The sequence below is a fragment of the Micromonospora sp. Mcm103 genome (genome assembly GCF_024519755.1).
In the GTDB taxonomy this organism is placed as follows: Bacteria; Actinomycetota; Actinomycetes; order Mycobacteriales; family Micromonosporaceae; genus Micromonospora; species Micromonospora aurantiaca.
Genome location: NZ_JALJRJ010000010.1, coordinates 200112 through 217542, shown reverse-complemented (window position 1 = coordinate 217542; position 17431 = coordinate 200112). Strand labels below are relative to the sequence as shown.

At 73.0% G+C, this 17431-nt stretch carries 16 protein-coding genes and 1 pseudogene; 13 read left to right on the top strand and 4 right to left on the bottom strand.

What is annotated here, in order from left to right:
• The 5 genes and pseudogenes from OC439_RS15380 to OC439_RS15360 form a co-directional block, all read left to right on the top strand.
• Nucleotides 1–189, top strand: a pseudogene (locus OC439_RS15380) (ABC transporter ATP-binding protein); the annotation flags it as partial.
• Complete coding sequence (locus tag OC439_RS15375) at nucleotides 186–1208, top strand: ABC transporter ATP-binding protein (RefSeq protein WP_262013997.1); 1023 nt, start codon at nucleotides 186–188, stop codon at nucleotides 1206–1208. The pseudogene OC439_RS15380 and the gene OC439_RS15375, both read left to right, overlap by 4 nt.
• Complete coding sequence (locus OC439_RS15370) at nucleotides 1205–2212, top strand: ABC transporter permease (RefSeq protein WP_262013996.1); 1008 nt, start codon at nucleotides 1205–1207, stop codon at nucleotides 2210–2212. The genes OC439_RS15375 and OC439_RS15370 overlap by 4 nt, the downstream gene beginning before the upstream one ends.
• Before the next feature lie 11 nt (nucleotides 2213–2223).
• Nucleotides 2224–3210 carry an ABC transporter permease gene (locus OC439_RS15365; protein ID WP_013288442.1) on the top strand — a complete coding sequence of 329 codons (987 nt, stop codon included), beginning with the start codon at nucleotides 2224–2226 and terminating at the stop codon, nucleotides 3208–3210.
• Between the two features lie 108 nt (nucleotides 3211–3318).
• Nucleotides 3319–5061: an ABC transporter substrate-binding protein gene (locus OC439_RS15360; RefSeq protein ID WP_262013995.1), complete on the top strand. Its 1743-nt coding sequence runs from the start codon at nucleotides 3319–3321 to the stop codon at nucleotides 5059–5061.
• An 88-nt stretch (nucleotides 5062–5149) separates the two neighbouring features.
• Here the strand turns inward: OC439_RS15360 and OC439_RS15355 are convergent, their stop codons facing one another.
• The gene (locus OC439_RS15355; RefSeq protein ID WP_262013994.1) at nucleotides 5150–7294 is read right to left on the bottom strand and encodes a S9 family peptidase; all 2145 of its coding nucleotides are present in this window, start codon (nucleotides 7292–7294) and stop codon (nucleotides 5150–5152) included.
• Between the two features lie 85 nt (nucleotides 7295–7379).
• Here OC439_RS15355 and mshB point away from each other — a divergent pair, with 85 nt between their 5' ends.
• The 3 genes from mshB (at nucleotide 7380) to OC439_RS15340 (ending at nucleotide 9346) form a co-directional block, all read left to right on the top strand.
• Complete coding sequence (mshB, locus tag OC439_RS15350; RefSeq protein ID WP_262013993.1) at nucleotides 7380–8303, top strand: N-acetyl-1-D-myo-inositol-2-amino-2-deoxy-alpha-D-glucopyranoside deacetylase; 924 nt, start codon at nucleotides 7380–7382, stop codon at nucleotides 8301–8303.
• Nucleotides 8304–8320: 17 nt separating this feature from the next.
• A complete protein-coding gene (locus OC439_RS15345) occupies nucleotides 8321–8794 on the top strand; it encodes a hypothetical protein (RefSeq protein WP_410054927.1) in 474 nt (157 codons plus the stop codon).
• Nucleotides 8795–8881: 87 nt separating this feature from the next.
• On the top strand, nucleotides 8882–9346 hold the full coding sequence (locus tag OC439_RS15340; RefSeq protein WP_262013992.1) for a hypothetical protein: 465 nt from the start codon (nucleotides 8882–8884) through the stop codon (nucleotides 9344–9346).
• A gap of 12 nt (nucleotides 9347–9358) precedes the next feature.
• Here OC439_RS15340 and OC439_RS15335 read toward each other — a convergent pair whose 3' ends face one another.
• Nucleotides 9359–10327 carry a GNAT family N-acetyltransferase gene (locus tag OC439_RS15335; protein WP_262013991.1) on the bottom strand — a complete coding sequence of 323 codons (969 nt, stop codon included), beginning with the start codon at nucleotides 10325–10327 and terminating at the stop codon, nucleotides 9359–9361.
• Between the two features lie 79 nt (nucleotides 10328–10406).
• Between OC439_RS15335 and fdxA the strand changes: the two genes are divergently transcribed.
• From fdxA to OC439_RS15310, 5 genes are read left to right on the top strand one after another with little or no spacing between them, the layout of a single operon-like run.
• Nucleotides 10407–10733: a ferredoxin gene (fdxA, locus tag OC439_RS15330; RefSeq protein WP_007464872.1), complete on the top strand. Its 327-nt coding sequence runs from the start codon at nucleotides 10407–10409 to the stop codon at nucleotides 10731–10733.
• The gene (gene dapC, locus OC439_RS15325; RefSeq protein ID WP_315985937.1) at nucleotides 10730–11839 is read left to right on the top strand and encodes a succinyldiaminopimelate transaminase; all 1110 of its coding nucleotides are present in this window, start codon (nucleotides 10730–10732) and stop codon (nucleotides 11837–11839) included. Before fdxA ends, dapC begins: the two co-directional genes overlap by 4 nt.
• 1 nt (nucleotide 11840) lies before the next feature.
• Nucleotides 11841–12857, top strand: coding sequence for a prephenate dehydrogenase (locus OC439_RS15320; RefSeq protein ID WP_262013990.1), 1017 nt, complete (start codon nucleotides 11841–11843; stop codon nucleotides 12855–12857).
• 5 nt (nucleotides 12858–12862) lie between these two features.
• Nucleotides 12863–13504, top strand: a complete 642-nt coding sequence (locus OC439_RS15315; RefSeq protein ID WP_262013989.1) for an SIMPL domain-containing protein — start codon at nucleotides 12863–12865, stop codon at nucleotides 13502–13504.
• Complete coding sequence (locus tag OC439_RS15310) at nucleotides 13504–14151, top strand: nucleoside/nucleotide kinase family protein (RefSeq protein ID WP_262013988.1); 648 nt, start codon at nucleotides 13504–13506, stop codon at nucleotides 14149–14151. Before OC439_RS15315 ends, OC439_RS15310 begins: the two co-directional genes overlap by 1 nt.
• Nucleotides 14152–14163: 12 nt before the next feature.
• Here the strand turns inward: OC439_RS15310 and OC439_RS15305 are convergent, their stop codons facing one another.
• Together OC439_RS15305 and OC439_RS15300 are read right to left on the bottom strand one after the other, a co-directional pair.
• Nucleotides 14164–16752, bottom strand: a complete 2589-nt coding sequence (locus OC439_RS15305) for a hypothetical protein (protein ID WP_262013987.1) — start codon at nucleotides 16750–16752, stop codon at nucleotides 14164–14166.
• An 83-nt stretch (nucleotides 16753–16835) separates the two neighbouring features.
• Nucleotides 16836–17402, bottom strand: a complete 567-nt coding sequence (locus tag OC439_RS15300) for a sugar O-acetyltransferase (protein WP_262013986.1) — start codon at nucleotides 17400–17402, stop codon at nucleotides 16836–16838.
• Nucleotides 17403–17431 lie beyond the last annotated feature (29 nt).

The following is a 17431-nucleotide window of genomic DNA, read 5'->3' as shown; positions in this document are numbered from 1 at the left end:
CTGCCGTCGGGGTGTGCGTTTCATCCGCGGTGCCGGTGGGCCGACGTGAACGGCGGCCGGTCCCGTACCGAGGTGCCCGAGCTGCGGGAGGCCGGAGCGCCGGGTCACCTGGTCGCCTGCCATCTGTCGGCGGGGGATCGGGAGCGGATCTACCGCGACGAGGTGGCCCAGGTGGGGGTGGCCCGATGAGTACCGAGACCGAGCCGCTGCTGTCGGTGCGCGGCCTGACGAAGCACTTCCCCGTGCGGCAAGGGCTGCGCACCACTGGTGCGGTGCGGGCGGTGGACGGGCTGGACTTCGACGTGCGTCCCGGCGAGACGCTCGGGTTGGTGGGGGAGTCGGGGTGTGGGAAGACCACGACCGGGCGGATGCTGGTCCGGCTACTCGAACCCACCGCCGGCAGCATCGCGTTCGCGGGGCGGGACATCACCCACGCGAAACGGGGTGAGCTGCGGGGGCTGCGGCAGGACCTGCAGATCATCTTCCAGGACCCGTACGCGTCGCTGAATCCCCGCCACACGGTCGGGCGGATCGTGGCGATGCCGTTGCAGGTCAACCGGATCACCCCATCCGGCGGCGTCAAACACCGGGTGCAGGAGCTGCTGGAACTGGTCGGGTTGAATCCGGAGCACTACAACAGGTATCCGCACGAGTTCTCCGGCGGGCAGCGCCAGCGCATCGGCATCGCCCGCGCCCTGGCGTTGAAGCCGAAACTGATCGTGGCCGACGAACCCGTCTCGGCGCTGGACGTGTCCATCCAGGCGCAGGTCATCAACCTGCTGCGCAGCCTGCAACACGACCTCGACCTGGCGTTCGTGTTCATCGCCCACGACCTGGCCGTGGTGCGGCACTTCTGCCACCGCGTCGCCGTCATGTACCTCGGCAAGATCGTCGAGATCGGCGACCGCGACACCATCTACACCCGCCCCCAGCACCCCTACACCCGGGCACTGCTGTCCGCGATCCCCGACGTCACCACCCTCGGGCCCGCCGGACGGATCCGCCTCACCGGCGACGTGCCGACGCCACTCAACCCGCCGTCGGGCTGCCGCTTCCGCACCCGCTGCTGGAAAGCCACCGACCGGTGCGCCACCGAAGAGCCGGCGCTGACCACGCGGGACGACGGCCGGCAGCTCGCCGCCTGCCACTACCCGGAGAGCGGACCGGTCGGCGTGCCGACCGGCGAACCCGTGGAGGTGTCCCAATGAGCCTGTCGCCGGTCGAGGGCGTCGCGCTCGCCGAGATCGAGTCGCCCGGCGAGGGCGGCGAGAGCGGCAAGAAGGAGTTCGTCGGCCGGTCACCCGGCCAGCTCGCCCTCGCGCGGCTCAAGCGGGACCGCACCGCGCTGATCAGCGGCGGCCTGCTGGCGTTCTTCGTGCTCGTCGCGCTCGCCGTGCCGCTCATCGAGGCGCTGTACGGGGTGGGCCCGAAGGAGCAGTTCCAGAGTCGCCTCGACGGCTACGGCATGCCGTTGGGCTACGCCGGGGGCGTGACCGGTGAGCACTGGTTCGGGCTGGAACCCGGTCTCGGCCGGGACATCTTCATCCGGATGGTGCACGGGCTGCGGACGTCGCTGTTCATCGCGTTCGCCGCGGCCGTGCTGACCGCGGTGATCGGCGTGACGCTGGGAACGCTCGCCGGCTACCTGGGCGGCTGGCTGGACACGGTGATCAACTGGATCACCGACCTGACCCTGGCCATGCCGTTCCTGATCATCGCGCTGGCCCTGATGCCGACCGTCGCGCTGCGCTTCTACGGACAGCGCGAGGCCGTGCCGGCGTACTTCCAGATCGGTGTGCTCATCGCGATCTTCGCCCTCTTCGGCTGGACCGGTACGGCCCGGCTGGTCCGCGGGCAGATCATCGCGCTGCGGGAACGCGAGTTCGTGGAGGCGGCGCGGGCCAGCGGCGCGGGTCTCGGGCACATGCTGTTCCGCCAATTGCTGCCGAACGCCTGGGCGCCGATCCTGGTCGCCTTCTCGCTGGCGGTGCCGCAGTACATCACCAGCGAGGCCGCGCTGTCGTTCATCGGCGTCGGCCTCACCGACGAGACGCCGAGCTTCGGCCGCATGATCTACCGCAGCCTCGACTACCTGCAGACCGACCCGGCGTACGTCTTCTTCCCGGGCATCACCATCTTCGCGCTCGTGTTCGCCTTCAACCTCTTCGGTGACGCGCTGCGCGACGCGCTCGACCCGAAGTCGTCCCGGTAGGAGGCCGGTCCATGACGCGATTCCTCATCCGCCGGCTGCTGTCCGCCGCGCTCACGTTGTTCGCGGTGAGCGTGCTCAGCTTCCTGATGTTCTTCGCGCTGCCCCGGGACCCGGTCACCGGCATGTGCCCGAAGAACTGCAACCCGGAGCGACTGGAGCGGGTCCGCCAGGAACTGGGCCTGCGTGATCCGCTGATCAGCCAGTACGCCGGCTACATGAAGGGCATCTTCACCGGCCGGGACCTGGGCAGCGCCCAGGGCGGCCGGTGCGACGCCCCCTGCCTCGGCTGGTCGTACGTGTCGAACGAGGCGGTCTCGGACACCATCGCCCGGGTGCTGCCGGTGACGCTGAGCATCGTCATCCCGGCGGCGATCCTGTGGCTGCTGCTCGGCGTCGGCCTGGGCATGCTCTCGGCGCTGCGCCGGGGCAGCTGGCTGGACCGGGCCGCGATCGGCTTCTCGCTCACCGGCGCCTCGTTGCAGCTCTACTTCGTCGGCGCGGTGCTGCTCATCGTCTTCGTCTACAACCTGCGCCTGCTGCCGGTGCCGAGCTACACCTCGTTGTTCGACAATCCGTTGAAGTGGACGAGCGGGCTGGTGCTGGCCTGGGTGGCGCTGGCGTTCCTCTTCTCCGCGATCTACGCGCGACTGTCCCGGGCGCAGATGCTGGAGACACTCTCGGAGGACTTCGTCCGGACCGCGCGGGCGAAGGGCCTGGCCAAACGCAAGGTGTACGGCCGGCACGCGCTGCGCGCCGCGATCACACCGGTGGTGACGATCGCCGGTCTGGACGTGGGCGGGGCGCTGGGCGGCACGGTGATCACCGAGACGACATTCGGTCTGAACGGGATGGGGCGTACCGCTGTGGACGCGGTCCGCTCGGGCGACCTGCCGACGATCATGGCGACGGTGCTGATCGCGGCGGTCTTCGTGGTGCTGGCGAACGTGGTGGTGGACCTGCTCTACGCGGTGATCGACCCGCGGGTACGGCTCGGCTGAACCGCGACGAAATTTATCGACAACTGTTATCCAACTCGTAGCTTTTCTTCTTTACGATCCTCGGGACGTCGGCGGATGCGCTCGGCGCACGGGTGGAGGAGGTAGGACATGCGACCACGCGCAGCGGCCGCCGCTGGCGGCGCCATCGCACTGGTTGTGGCACTCGGTGCCTGCTCGGAGAACACGGGCGAGGGCACCAAGGTGGACGGCAACCGGCAGCAGACCGGGGTCATCGCGACCGACCCCAAGGACTCGCAGGGCCCGGCCGCCGAGATCGACGGCGCGGCCAAGGGCGGGACGTTCACCATCATCCGGGAGACCCCCATCTCCCACCTGGACCCGCAGCGGACGTACTCGTTCGCCGGCCTGATGGCCAACCCGCTCTTCGCCCGCTACCTGACCACCTGGAAGGACGACGGCAAGGGTGGCCTGGTCCTCGTGGGTGACCTGGCCGAGACGCCGGGCAAGAACGTCAACAACGACTGCAAGGTCTGGGAATTCACCATCAAGGACGGGGTGAAGTTCGAGGACGGCAGCCCGATCACCTCGAAGGAGATCGCGTACGGCATCGCCCGCTCCTTCGACCCGGACCTCACCGGCGGCCCCACCTACATCCAGGAGTGGCTTGCCGACACCGCGCAGTACGACACCAAGTGGGACTTCAAGAAGAACAAGACGTCGCTGCCGCCGGGCCTGACCACGCCGGACGACAAGACGCTGCGCTTCGAGTTCGCCAAGCCCCGCTGCGACCTGCCGTTCGCGGTCTCGCTGCCCACCACGGCGCCGCTCAAGCCGGAGAAGGACACCGGGGTCAACCTCGATCAGAAGCCGTTCTCGTCCGGCCCGTACAAGATCGCCAAGAACCAGGTCGGCGTCCAGCTCACGCTCGACCGCAACCCGAACTGGGACGCCAAGACCGACCCGGTGCGGCACCAGTACCCGGACCAGTTCGTCTGGACCTTCGGCCCGACCCAGGACGCCGCAAACAACCGGGTGATCGCGGACAACGGCGCCGACCAGAGCGCGCTCGCCTTCAACTCCGTTCCGCCCGCCCTCGTCGCGAAGGTGGCCGGTGACCCGGCGCTGAAGTCCCGGACCCTGCTGTCGCCGACCCCGAGCGCCAACCAGCTCGTGATCAACACCCAGCGCGTCAAGGACCTGAAGATCCGCCAGGCGCTCAACTACGCGATCGACCGCGAGGGCCTGATCAAGGCGCTCGGTGGCCAGACCGTCGCCCAGCCGATCACCACGCTGATGCCGCCGTCGACAATCGGCTACAAGGCGTACGACGCGTACCCGGCCGGCGCCACCGGCAACATGGAGAAGGCCAAGGAACTGCTCGGCGGCCAGACGCCCGAGCTGGTCTTCGGCGCCGCCGACAACACCGACGAACAGCAGATCGCGGTTCAGCTCAAGGGCAACCTGGAGCGCGCCGGCTTCAAGATCACGATCCGGAACATCCCGGACGACGCGAAGCTGGACGAGGTCAAGAAGAAGAACAACCCCTGGGACCTGTACATCGGCAACTGGGCGGCGGACTGGCCCAGCGGCGCGTCGATCCTGCCGGTGCTCTACGACGGCCGGACCATCAAGGCCGAGGGCAACAGCAACTCGTCCTACTTCAACGACGACGCGATCAACGCCGAGATGGACCGCATCCTGGCGCTGCCGCCGTCCGAGCAGGGCCCGGAGTGGGGCAAGCTCGACGAGCGGATCATGAAGGAGCACGCGCCGGTGGTGCCGCTCTACGTGGACGTGGCGTACAACGTGCACGGGTCCAAGGCGGGCGGGGTGTTCATCTCCTCCGTGTTCGGCTACCCGAACTTCGTCAACGCGTACGTCAAGCAGTAGCCCGTAGCTGAAGGAAGGGCCCCTTGTTGACGCCTCGCGTTAACAAGGGGCCCTTCCTCTACCGCAGGCGTTAAAAGGGGGCCCTTCCTTACAAGTAGCGGCGGAGGAAGTCCAGCTCCAGCCGGAGCAGGCGCTCGGACACCCCGCCGGCGGCCAGGTGGCTCGCGCCGGTCAGCGGCAGCACCGCGTGCGGGCGGCCCGTCGCCAGCAGCGCCGCCGACAGCCGCAGCGTGTGCGCGGCCAGCACGTTGTCGTCGGCCAGGCCGTGCACCAGCAGCATCGGCCGGGCCTGCGCCGGGTCGCCCAGCGGCTCGGCGGCCAGCTCGACCAGCGAGTGGTGGGCGTACACGTCCATCCCGTCTTCCGGCATGCCCAGGTAGCGCTCGCTGTACGCGGTGTCGTACAACGCCCAGTCGGTGACCGGCGCGCCCACGATCGCGCACTTGAACAACTCCGGGTGCCGCAGCACCGCGAGCCCGGCCAGCCAGCCGCCGAACGACCAGCCGCGCACCGCCACCCGTTCCAGGTCCAGATCCGGGTGCTTGTCGGCGAGCGCGGTGAGCGCGTCCACCTGGTCGGTGAGGATCACGTCGGCGACCCGCCTGTGGATCGCCTTCTCGAACGACGGCGCGATGCCCGGCGTACCCCGGTTGTCGATGGTGACCACCGCGAAGCCCTGCTCGGCCCACCACTGCCGTTCCAGCCAGACACTGCGGGCCGCCACCACCTCCTGGTGGCCGGGCCCGCCGTAGACGTCCAGCAGCACCGGCAACCGGGTGCCCTTGACGTGCTCGGCCGGGTAGAGCACCGCGCTGGGCAACCGCCTGTCGGTCACCCGGACCATCGTCGGCCGCGGCGCGTACGAGCAGGTGGCGGCGAACGAGCGCAACTCGCCCACCTCGCGGTCGCCGTGCCACACCCGCCAGCGGACCCCCGGGTGCTCCAGCGAGGCGATGCCCACCGCCAGCGTGGACCCGCCGATCGAGGCGGTGTGCCAGCCGGGGTCGCTGCCCATCCGGCGGGCGTCCACGCCGCCGCCGATGGTGGTCCGCACCCGGTAGAGGTGGCGCTGGCTCGGTTCTCCCTCGCTCGCCTCCACCAGCAGGTCCGCCGCCGCGTTCGGGCCGTTCGGCAGCCGTCCGACCACCCGCCGCACGTACAGCGAGGGTGGGGTGAGCAGGGTGCCGTCGGCGAACAGGCAGCGGGCGTCGTACCCGTCGTGGGCCAGCTCGCCGCCGACCAGCACCCGCCCGTCGGGCAGGTGCGCCGGGGTGCCGGGGATCGGCTCCACCCAGCGCGGGTCGGCCAGTTCGGCGTGCACCTGCGTCTCCCCGGTGCGCGGGTCCACCGCGAGCACCAGGCCGTGCTGCTGCGAGCGGCGCAGCACGGTGATGAGCGGCCCGCCCTCGGTCCAGTCCACCGAACTGAGGTACGGATAGGTCTCGCGGTCCCAGTGCACGTCGACCCAGCCGCCGTCGAGGTCGAGCAGGTGCAGGCTGACCTCCGCGTTCGGCCCACCCGCCACCGGGTACGCGAGCGACGTCGGCGGGGTCGCCGGGTCGGCCGGGTCGTGCAGGTACCAGCGTTCCAGGCGGGATTCGTCGACCCGGGCGGCCAGCACGCTGCGCCCGTCCGGCGCCCACCAGTAGCCCCGGTAGCGGTGGAACTCCTCGGCCGCGATGTGCTCGGCCAGCCCCCAGGTGACGCCGTGGTCCTCCCCGGCGAGCAGGTTGTCCGTGCCGTCCGGCTCGACCACCCGCAACTGGCCCCGGCGCACCCCCTCGGCGGCGTCGGTGACGTACGCGAGCCGCTCGCCGGCCGGATCGGGGCGCGGGTCGATCACCGGCCCGATCGCCGCCACCTCGATCACGTCGCCGTGCACCAGGTCGGCCCGGAACAGCCGCCCGGCCAGCGCGAACGCGGCGACCCGGCCGGCCGAGTCCAGCGCGTACGAGCCGATGCCGCCGGAGCTGAGCCGCAACCGCTCGCGTAGCGCCCGTTCGCCGGGGGCGAGGCGGGCCGGCTCGGCGTCGGTGCCCAGCAGCACCGCCGGGTCCGCTACCAGTCGTTCCTCGCCGCTGTCGACGTCGAGCAGCCAGAGCGCGTCGGCCGGGTCCTCCGGTCCCGCGGAACGCAGGAAGATCACCCGGGCGCCGTCGCCCGCGACGGTGACGGCACGCGGCGCCCCGTGGCTGAACCGACGGGTACGGGCGGCCAGCTCGGGAAAGTCCACGCCTGCAGAGTAGGCGGGCGCCGGAGGTGATGTGGCCGACCTGGGCGGACGCATCACCGTCGAGCGGGCAGGACCGCCGGTTAGAGTGACGGGCGTGACGACGCTGCCCGACCGACGCCTCCTGCTGGTCCACGCGCATCCGGACGACGAGTCGATCGGGACCGGCGCGACGATGGCGCACTACGCCGCCACCGGCGCCCACGTCACGCTCGTGACCTGCACGCTCGGTGAGGAGGGCGAGATCCACGTCCCGGCGCTGGCCCAGCTCTGCGCGGCCGAGGCGGACCAGCTCGGCGGCTACCGGATCGGCGAGCTGGCGGCCGCCTGCGCCGCGCTCGGCGTGACCGACCACCGGTTCCTCGGCGGCGCGGGCCGCTACCGCGACTCCGGCATGATGGGCCTGGCCACGAACGAGCACCCGCGGGCGTTCTGGCAGGCCGACCTGGACACCGCCGCCGGGTACCTGGTGGAGGTCATCCGCGAGGTCCGCCCCCAGGTGCTGGTCACGTACGACCCGGACGGCTTCTACGGCCACCCCGACCACATCCAGGCGCACCGGGTGGCGATGCGGGCGGTGGAACTGGCCGCGGCCGAGGGGATCGCCCCGGCGAAGGTCTACTGGACGGCGATGCCGCGCAGCGTGCTCGACGCGGGCCTGGAGACGTTCACCGAGTCGTCGGACAACCCGTTCGCCGGCATCGAGAGCGCCGACGAGCTGCCGTTCGGCACGCCTGACGCGGAGATCGCCGCCCGGATCGACGGCACCGACCGGCACGCCGCCAAGGAGGCGGCGATGCGCGCCCACGCCACCCAGATCCCGGCGAACTCGTGGCTCTACTCGATCGCCGGCAACTTCGGCGGCGAGTTCATGGGCGTCGAGTACTTCACGCTCGCGGTCGGCGAGAAGGGGCCGGGCACCGGCCCGTACGGCTGGGAGGACGACCTCTTCGCCGGCATCGCCCTGGACGACCCGCGGCGGTCCCCGGTCGCGGCGGCCGGTCTCCGGTGACGCTGCCGGCCGTACCCGTGTCGACACTCCCCGAGCAGCCGCCGACGGCCGCGACGCCGAGCCCGGCGGAGCGGGTGCTCGACCGCGCGCTGCGGGTGGCCGGCGGCGTCGTGACGGTCTGGGCCGGCGTCCTGCTGGCGCTGCTCGACCTGATCTTCGCGACCTGGGCCTGGGAGACCGTGCAGGGCCGCTCCGGCGGGCTGCGGGCGCTTCTCGGTATCGGCCTGGTGACCGCCGGCGTCGTCGCCGTGGTGGCGACGACTGTGCTGCTGGGCCGGTTCGCCCACCTGTCGACGGGTACGCGCTGGGCGGTGGCGCTCGGCGCGCTGCCGTGGTTCCTGGTGATCGTGGTGGGGGGTTTCCGGACCGTCGAGGGCGATCTGGCGCTCGCCGGTGACAACGTGCTCGGCCTCGCGCTGATCGTGGCCGGCGCGGTCACGTTCGCGGTGCTGGGCTTCCGGCACCTGGTGACGCCGCCCGACGCACGGTGAGGTGCTGACGCCGCACAGCTCGCGGTGGTAGACATTCCAGCCAAGAGGCCCGCCGAGGGAGCGGGCGGTACGGGCGGGAGGCGTGCGATGGGTCAGCGGTGGCGTGCGGTAGGCGTGCTGGCGGCCGCGTTGTTCGGGGTGAACGTGGTGGCCCGGCTGGTCATCAGATTCGCGTTCCCGGACGACGACACCGCGTCCGGCCGCGTCTCGCTCGCCATGTTCCTGGTCATCGGGCTGATCCTGGCCGGCACCGCGTTCCGGTGGGGTGCCGACCGGCCGCTGGGCCGCTGGGCCGGTGACCTGGCCGCCGCGGTCGCGGTCGCGCTGGCGCTCACCGTGTTCGTCGGTCCGCTGCTGGTCGGGGAGAACCCGTTCGGCGGCGGCGCGGGCCTGTTCTTCGCCCAGATCTGGCTCTATCTCGCGGCCACCGCGGCGGGCGTGCTCGTCGGCTACCTGATCCTGACCGCGCTGGGCCGGGACTACCGGTCCCGCCAGCTCAAGCGGTACGCCGAGATGAAGCGCACCCGGCCTCGCAAGATCGTCCGGCGCTGACCGCTCCGCCGCTCAGGCCGCCGGGGCGACCCGGGTCAGGTAGGTGTGGTGGGTGGTGAAGCCGAGCCCCCGGTAGAGCGCCACGGCGCCGGTGTTGCTCTGCTCGACCTGGAGGAACGCGTGGGTGGCGCCCTCGGCGGCGCCCCACCCGGCCAGGGCGCGTACGACAGCGGCGGCAAGCCCTCGGCGGCGCGCCTGCGGCACCGTCTCCAGCAGGCTGACGCCGAGCCAGCGGCCCCCGCCGGTCACCGTGCCCCGCCCGACCGCGAGCAGCCGGCCGTCCTCGCGCAGCTCGGCGAAGCGGACCCGGGGCGTGCCGGTGAGCACCTGCCGGGCGGCGTCCGGCAGCCCGCCCTTGCGACCGGCGGCGATCGCCAGCCAGTCGTCGGCGGGCGCGTCCGCCAGCGTCACCGGCGGCACCCCGGCGGCGTCGGCCGGCGGCGGTGCAGCGGTCAGGGTGCGCAGCGGGACGGTCTGCACCAGCACCGGCGGCCGGGACGTCCAGCCGCGCGCGTCCAGCTCCGCCCCGACCGGGGCGGCGAGCGGCAGCGGGGTGTTCACCAGGGCGGGCCCGCCGCGCTCGGCGTACCAGCGCTGCACCGCGTCCAGCGCGGCGGGCAGCGGCCGGTCCGGGTCGCCCACCGGCAACGCGCTGTTGGCCCGGCCGGTCCAGCCGCCGGCCCAGCGCAGCCGCCAGTCGCCGAGCCGTCCGCGTACCGGCGCGGGCCACGCCTCGTCGGCGGCCAGCTCCAGCGCCACCACGGCGGCGGCGGTGGGCCGCCGGGCCGGCGGCACCCGCTTGGCCCGGTGCACCTCGGCCACCGGTACGCGCAGCGGCCCGGCGTCGGTGGACAGAGTGATGTGGGTCTCGCTCAGCTCCACGAGCTCACCGAGCGCGTCGGAGAACAGCGTGCGGCCCTCGCGAATCCCCACAATCCGGCGGACCACGATCCGGTGTCCCACGTCCTGCTGTCGGAGCACGATCGACCCCCTCCCCGGCGAGATACTAGGCTCTTACCGTTGCGGTTGATCGCGACGAGTCTTGCGGAGGAGAAGACCGGTGACCTACATCATCGCCGAGCCGTGCGTGGATGTGCTCGACAAGGCATGCATCGAGGAGTGCCCGGTCGACTGCATCTACGAGGGCAACCGGATGCTCTACATCCACCCCGACGAGTGCGTCGACTGTGGTGCCTGTGAGCCGGTCTGCCCGGTGGAAGCGATCTTCTACGAGGACGACGTCCCGGAGCAGTGGAAGGACTACACCGGGGCCAACTACGAGTTCTTCGAGGACCTGGGCTCGCCCGGTGGCGCCTCGAAGATCGGCAAGGTGGAGAAGGACGCCACCTTCGTCGCCGCGCAGCCGCCGCGCGGCGAGGGCCACTGAACCGGCGCTCGCCGGTCTCGGCACGGCTGCCCGACTTCACCTGGGACACCCTGGACGCCGCGGCCGCCACGGCCGCGGCGCACCCGGGCGGTCCCATCAACCTGTCGATGGGCACGCCGGTCGACCCGGTGCCAGAGCTGATCCGCCAGGCCCTGGCCGACGCGTCGAACGCGCCGGGCTACCCGCTGACCGCCGGTACGCCCGCTCTGCGGGACGCGATCGCGGCGTGGGTCGCGCGGGCCTGCGGCGCGGGCGTCGACGGCCTGGGTGTGCTGCCGACGATCGGCTCCAAGGAGCTGGTGGCCTGGCTGCCCACGCTGCTCGGGCTCGGCCCCGGTGACGTGGTGGTGGTGCCGTCGGTGGCCTACCCGACCTACGAGGACGGGGCCCGCCTGGCCGGCGCGACGACGGTACGCACCGACTCGCTGACCGCGCTGGGCCCGGATCCCCGGGTCCGCCTGGTCTGGGTCAACTCGCCCGGTAACCCGACCGGCCGGGTGCTGCCCGCCGCCCACCTGCGCAAGGTGGTCGAGTGGGCGCGCGAGCGCGGCGCGGTGGTCGCCAGCGACGAGTGCTACCTGCCGCTGGGCTGGGACGCCGAGCCCGTCTCGGTGCTCTCGCCCGAGGTGTGCGGCGGCTCGTACGACGGCGTGCTGGCGGTGCACTCGCTGTCCAAGCGCTCCAACCTGGCCGGCTACCGGGCCGGGTTCGTCGCCGGTGACCCGGCGCTGGTGGCCGAGCTGCTCAAGATCCGCAAGCACGCGGGTCTGATCGTGCCCGCGCCCGTGCAGGCCGCGATGGTGGCCGCGCTCGGCGACCAGGAGCACGCCGACGCCCAGCGGGAGCGCTACCGCGTCCGGCGGGAGAAGCTGCGCGCGGCGTTCACCGCCGCCGGCTTCACCGTCGAGCACTCCGAGGCCGGGCTCTACCTCTGGCTCACCCGGGACGAGGACTGCTGGGAGACCGTGGACTGGCTGGCCCGCCGCGGCATCCTGGTGGCCGCCGGTGTCTTCTACGGTCCGGCCGGCGCCCGGCACGTCCGGGTGGCCCTCACCGAGTCCGACGAGCACGTGGACGCGGTGGCCGGGCGGCTCGCCGAGGCCTGACGTGGCGGGCGGGCTGGCGCGGGCGGCGGTGGTCGGCACCGGGCTGATCGGCGGTTCGGTGCTGCTGCGGCTGCACTCCGCCGGGCTCGACGTCGCCGGTTGGGATCCCGATCCGGCGGCCCGCCGGCTGGTACGCGACCGGGGCGTCGACGCGCCCGACACGCTCGAGGAGGCGGTCACCGGCCGGGACGTGGTGTTCCTCTGCGGCCCGCTGCCCACGCTGCCGGCGACACTGGCCCGGGTCGCCGCGGTGACCGACGACGACTGCGTGCTCACCGATGTGGGCAGCGTCAAGGCCGAGGTGAGCACCGCCGCCATAGTGCAAGGGCTCGGGCACCGGTTCGTGCCGGGGCACCCGATGGCCGGCGCGGACCGGGCCGGAGCGGGCGCGGCCGGCCCGGACCTGCTCGACGGCGCCGCCTGGGTGCTCTGCCCGGGGCCGGCCGGCCTGGGCGCGTTCCGGCGGCTGGCGGTGCTGCTGGTGGACGCCTTCCACGCCCGGGTGGTGCCGATGTCCGCCCCGGAACACGACGGCGCCGCCGCGCTCGCCTCGCACGTACCGCACGTGCTGGCGGGAGCGCTGGCCGGCACCGTGCAGCGGTCGGCGTTGCGGGACGCGGTGCTGACGCTCGCCGCCGGCAGCTTCTCCGACGGCACCCGGGTCGCCGGCGGACCGCCCGAACGGACCGCGAACATGCTGCTCGGCAACCGGGACCGCGTCCTCGCCGAGCTGGACGCGCTCGGCGCGTTCCTGAGCGAGCTGACCGAGGCGCTGCGCGGTGGCGACGCCGGTGCGCTGACGGACCGGTTCGCCGAGGGGCGGGACGTCCGCGCGACGCTGCGGGCGCGTACGTTCACCACGCACCGGCGGGAGTTCCCGGCCGCCGCCGACCACGCCGGCGAGCTGGCGTACCTGCGGGAGCTGGGCGCGGCGGGCGGTCACCTGAGCGGGGTACGGGAGACGGCCGGCGCGGTCACCTACATGGGGCACCTGCCGGCCACCCCGCCGTTAGGCTGAGCGGCATGGCTGACGCACCGGTCGTGGCGGTACGCGGTGAGGCGTACCGGGAGGTGGCTCCCGAGTTGGCCCGGTTCACTGTGACGGCGACGGCGCGCGACCGGGACCGGGAGACCACGCTGACCCGGCTGGCCGAACGGGCCGCCGCGGTGCGCGCGCTGCTCGACGGGGCCGGGCCCGTGGTGGAGCGCCGGGAGACCGGCCAGGTCCACGTCCGGCCGGTGACGAAGCGCGCCGGCGAGCGGGTGGTGGCCTATCAGGGCAGCGTGAGCACCACCGTGACGACCACCGACTTCACCGCGCTCGGCGAGCTGATGCTCCGCCTGGCCGACCAGGAGCAGGTCGAGGTGGCCGGGCCGGTGTGGTCGCTGCGGCCGGACAGCCCGGCCTACCGGGAGGCGCGGCAGGCCGCCATCGCCGACGCGCTGGTCCGGGCCCGGGAGTACGCCGAGGCGCTCGGCGCCCGGGTGGTCGCGTTGCGCGAGCTGTCCGACACCGGGATGAGCGCCGCCCCGCCGATGATGGTCAAGGCGGCGTACGCGCGCTCCGGCGAGCCGGAGCGCGAACTGGAGCTGGACCCGGCGCCGCAGCCGGTGCACGCGGCGGTCGAGGCGCGGTTCACCATCAGCGAGCCGGTGCTGGGCTGATGCCGGCGGCGGAGGTGCTCGGGCTCGACGACCTGGTCGCCCGGGCGCGTGCGCTGGCCGAGGCCGGACCGCGTCAGCTGCTCGGCATCGCCGGCGCGCCCGGGGCGGGCAAGTCCACCCTGGCGGAACGGATCGTGGCCGCACTCGGCCCGGTCGCCCGGCTGGTCCCGATGGACGGCTTCCACCTGGCCGGGTCCGCGTTGGCGCGGCTGGGCCGGGCGGGGCGCAAGGGCGCGCCGGACACGTTCGACGTCAACGGCTTCGTCTCCGTGCTGCGCCGGTTGCGCCGGCTGGAACCGACGTCGGTGTGGGCGCCGGAGTTCCGCCGGGACCTGGAGGAGCCGGTCGCCGGGGCGATCGAGGTGCCGCCCGAGGTGCGCCTGGTGGTCACCGAGGGCAACTACCTGCTGCTGCGGGACGACCCGTGGGAGGAGGTGCGCACGCTCGTACACCAGATCTGGTTCCTGGATCTGGACGCGGAGCTGCGGCTGCACCGGCTCACCGCGCGCCACGAGGCGTACGGGAAGTCGCCGGAGCAGGCCCGCGCCTGGGCGCTCGGCAGCGACGAGGAGAACGCCCGGCGGGTGGCCGGCACGGCCGAGCACGCCGACCTGGTGGTACGCCTGGCCGATCCGCCGCAGGCGTGAGGCCGGGCGAGGTCAGCCGCCGGTCCGCTGGCGTGGTGACGGCACGGTGCGGCGCAGCAGCCGGGACACCACCGCGCGCTCGCGGGTGAACTCCACCGACTCGGGATAACCGCTGTGGCTGCGGATGGGCGGGTCGGCCACCTCGCCGCCGGACGGGTGCAGCGCTTCCGGGTCGGCCACCGGCACGTCCCGCTGACCGGCGCTGACCTGCCAGCCCAGCGGGTCGGTGTCCCGCCAGAAGTTCGTCCAGGCCACGTGCCCGCCGGGCCAGGTGAGCGCGCCGGCCAGCGCCCGCAGCCGTTCCGGCCCGAAGTAGGACGGGAAGACCCGCCCGTAGAGCCGGGTGAGCTGGCAGCCGTAGGAGAAGAACCAGGTCCGTAGCCGCCACCGGCGGGGCAGTTGCAGCAGTACCGCGGCGCAGATGACGGTGCCCTGGCTGTGCCCGGAGAGGATGACGCCGTCCATCCGGTCGCCGTGGTGCGGCGGCAGTGCCAGCAGTCCCGCCACCCGGGTCTGGAGTTCCGGTACGGCGCGTTCGGCGTAGCTGGGCGGCGCGAGCGGATGCGCGGCCCGGGGCCAGAACGTGCACACGTCCCAGATCACGCCGACCGAGCGGCGTACCGAGTCGGTGCGGTAGACGAGCAGCCCGAGCGCCGCCATCACCACCGGCAGCCAGCCGAGCAGCGTGTCGCCGCGCTCGGCGGTCCAGTGGATGGCGTTCTGCCAGCCGGACGGGGACAGCGGGCTGGGCCGCTCGCCGGACAGCGCGGCGGCGCAGCAGAGGGTGACCAGGAGGGCGCAGAACGCGGCGTAGCAGCCCAGCAGCCGTACCGCGTGCTCGCCGATCAGCCGGTGCAGCGCCCGGTAGGTGCTGACGTCGCGGCAGCGCCGCAGGTCGTGTGCGGACAGGCCGGGGGTGGCGGCCAGCCGGGCGTACTCCACCCGGCGCAGCCGGTGCAGCAGGACGACGGCCCGGATCAGCATCCCGATCAGCGCGGCCAGGCCGATCGCGCAGGCCAGCCCGGCCCAGAAGACGGCCAGCGGCGGCACGACCCGGCTCGGGCCGCTCGGTTCGGCCGACGCGTCGAGCCGGTCGCTGACCCAGTAGAGCAGCCCGGCGCAGTACGCCACCGCCATCATCCAGCCGAACCCGGCGATGACCGCCGGGGCGCAGCCGCGCCAGGCGAGATCGGTGTACGCGCCGAGCGGCTGGGTCGGCACCGCCGGCCGCAGGCGGGGCAGGAACAGTCCGGCGGCGGCCAGCGCGACGGCCGGACCGACGAGCATCCAGGTGCGCAGCTCGCCCGGCGCGGCGGGCAGCACGGGCAGCCCGCGTTCGATCCACGTCGCGCCGAGCGGCAGCAGCACCATGCCGGCGACGGGGCCGATCAGCGCCCGGCGGCCGGAGCGGTTCGCCGCGGCGATGGCGAGCAGCAACAGCACCTGGTACGCGAGCAGCCACGCGACAGCCGTGTCGTACCCGGGCAGCGACCTGTCGGTGCGGCAGCCGGCGGTGGCCGGCTGCGCCGTGCACCCGTCCGGCGGCCGGTACGCCGACAGCGGCTGCCCGGCCACCCCCTCGGGGAGCAGCAGCAGGGTGAACGCCCCGGCCAGTCCGAGCGCGGTGAGCGCCACGACCGCCGCGCTCCACCGTCCGAGCGGGGTGGCGCCCTGCCGCCGGCTCAGCCACGGCCGGGCGACAGCGATCACGGCGATCACCACCACGGCGGCGAGCAGCGCCACTGTGGGCCAGGCGACGGCGGCCCGCACACCACGCGGCGGGTCCATGATCATCACGGCGGTGACCGGCACGGCGGCGGCGCTGACCGCCCCGGCGCACAGGTGCAGTACGGCGGCCCGGCGCAGTTGCCCCTCCCCGTTCCAGAACGTCGGGTCCTGGAGCGGGTTCCGCAGCGGCTCACCCGGGTCCGGCCGTCCGTCCGGCTCGCCGTCCTCCCGGGCCGGCGCGTGGTGGTGCGGGTCCGCGGGCATCTGCGCCTCGTACTGGTAGGTGCGGAATGCGACGAGCCCGATCCCGGCCAGCACGAGCAGTGGCAGCAGCAGGCCGAGCGCGAGCGTCCGGGTGCCCTCGCGCCACCAGGGGTCGCCGAGGAACTCCCACGGCCCGGGTATCCGGCCGAGGCAGTCCGCCTCGACGCACTGCCAGGCGATGAGGTCCACGCCCACGCCGGTCACCGTGACGACGAGCGTGCAGGTCAGGCTCAGGCAGAACAGACGGATGAGCCAGGCGGTGATGCCGGACCGGCTGGCCCATCGTTCCTGGTCCGGGTCGGGCGGGATGTCGGCGCGGGCGTGCAGCGCGACGTTCGCCAGCGCGAACGGGAGCATCAGCGTCCACAGCGCCCGTTCCACGTCCCGCCGGGTCCGCGCGCCGGAGGTCAACTGCCCCCAGCTGTACGCCTCGACGGTGATCGGGTCGTCCCGGCCCGCCGCGCTGGACCGGTAGAAGCCGGTGGTCTGACCGCCGGCGACAAGTGTTGGTTGCGCACCGTCACCGTTGGTGCCTGCGGTCAGGCCGAGCAGCTGATCCGGCGGGGTGTTGGAGACCCCGTGCACCCGCAGTTCGAGGACCCGTTCCATTGTGCCTCCCGGTAAACGCACTACTACCCAGAGTGCGCGAGAGGGCGGGAATCCGCATCCGCTGGAACGGTTGTTTCCGCAGCTCAGGACGGCTGTCCCAGGCTCCTGATCGGGCGAGCGGGGTTACCCACCGCCACCACGTTCGCCGGCAGGTCGCGCGTCACCACCGCGCCGGCGCCGACCACCGTGTTCTCACCGATGGTCACTCCGGCCAGCACGATCACCCCGCCGCCGAGCCAGACGTTGTCACCGATGGTGATCGGTTTCGCGGACTCCCACTTGGCCCGGCGCGCCTCCGGTTCCACCGGGTGGGTGGCGGTGAGCAGTTGCACGTTCGGTCCGATCTGGACGTCAGTGCCGATGGTGATGCGGGCGACGTCGAGGAACACCGCGTTGAAGTTGACGAACGTGCGCGCGCCGATGTGCGTCTGGTGTCCGTAGTCGCAGTACAGCGGCGGCCGGACCCAGGCGTCCTCGCCGAGCGAGCCGAGCAGTTCGCGCAGCGCGGCGAGGCGGCCCGCCGGATCGTCGGCGGAGCTGCGGTTGAAGCGTTCACTGAGCCGGGCCGCGCGCTCCAGGTCGGCGATGATCGCGGGATCGTCGGCGATGTACTGCTCGCCGGCGAGCATCCGGTCCTTCATGGCGGTCATCGTCCGATCGTCCCGGCCCGCTCCGGTGG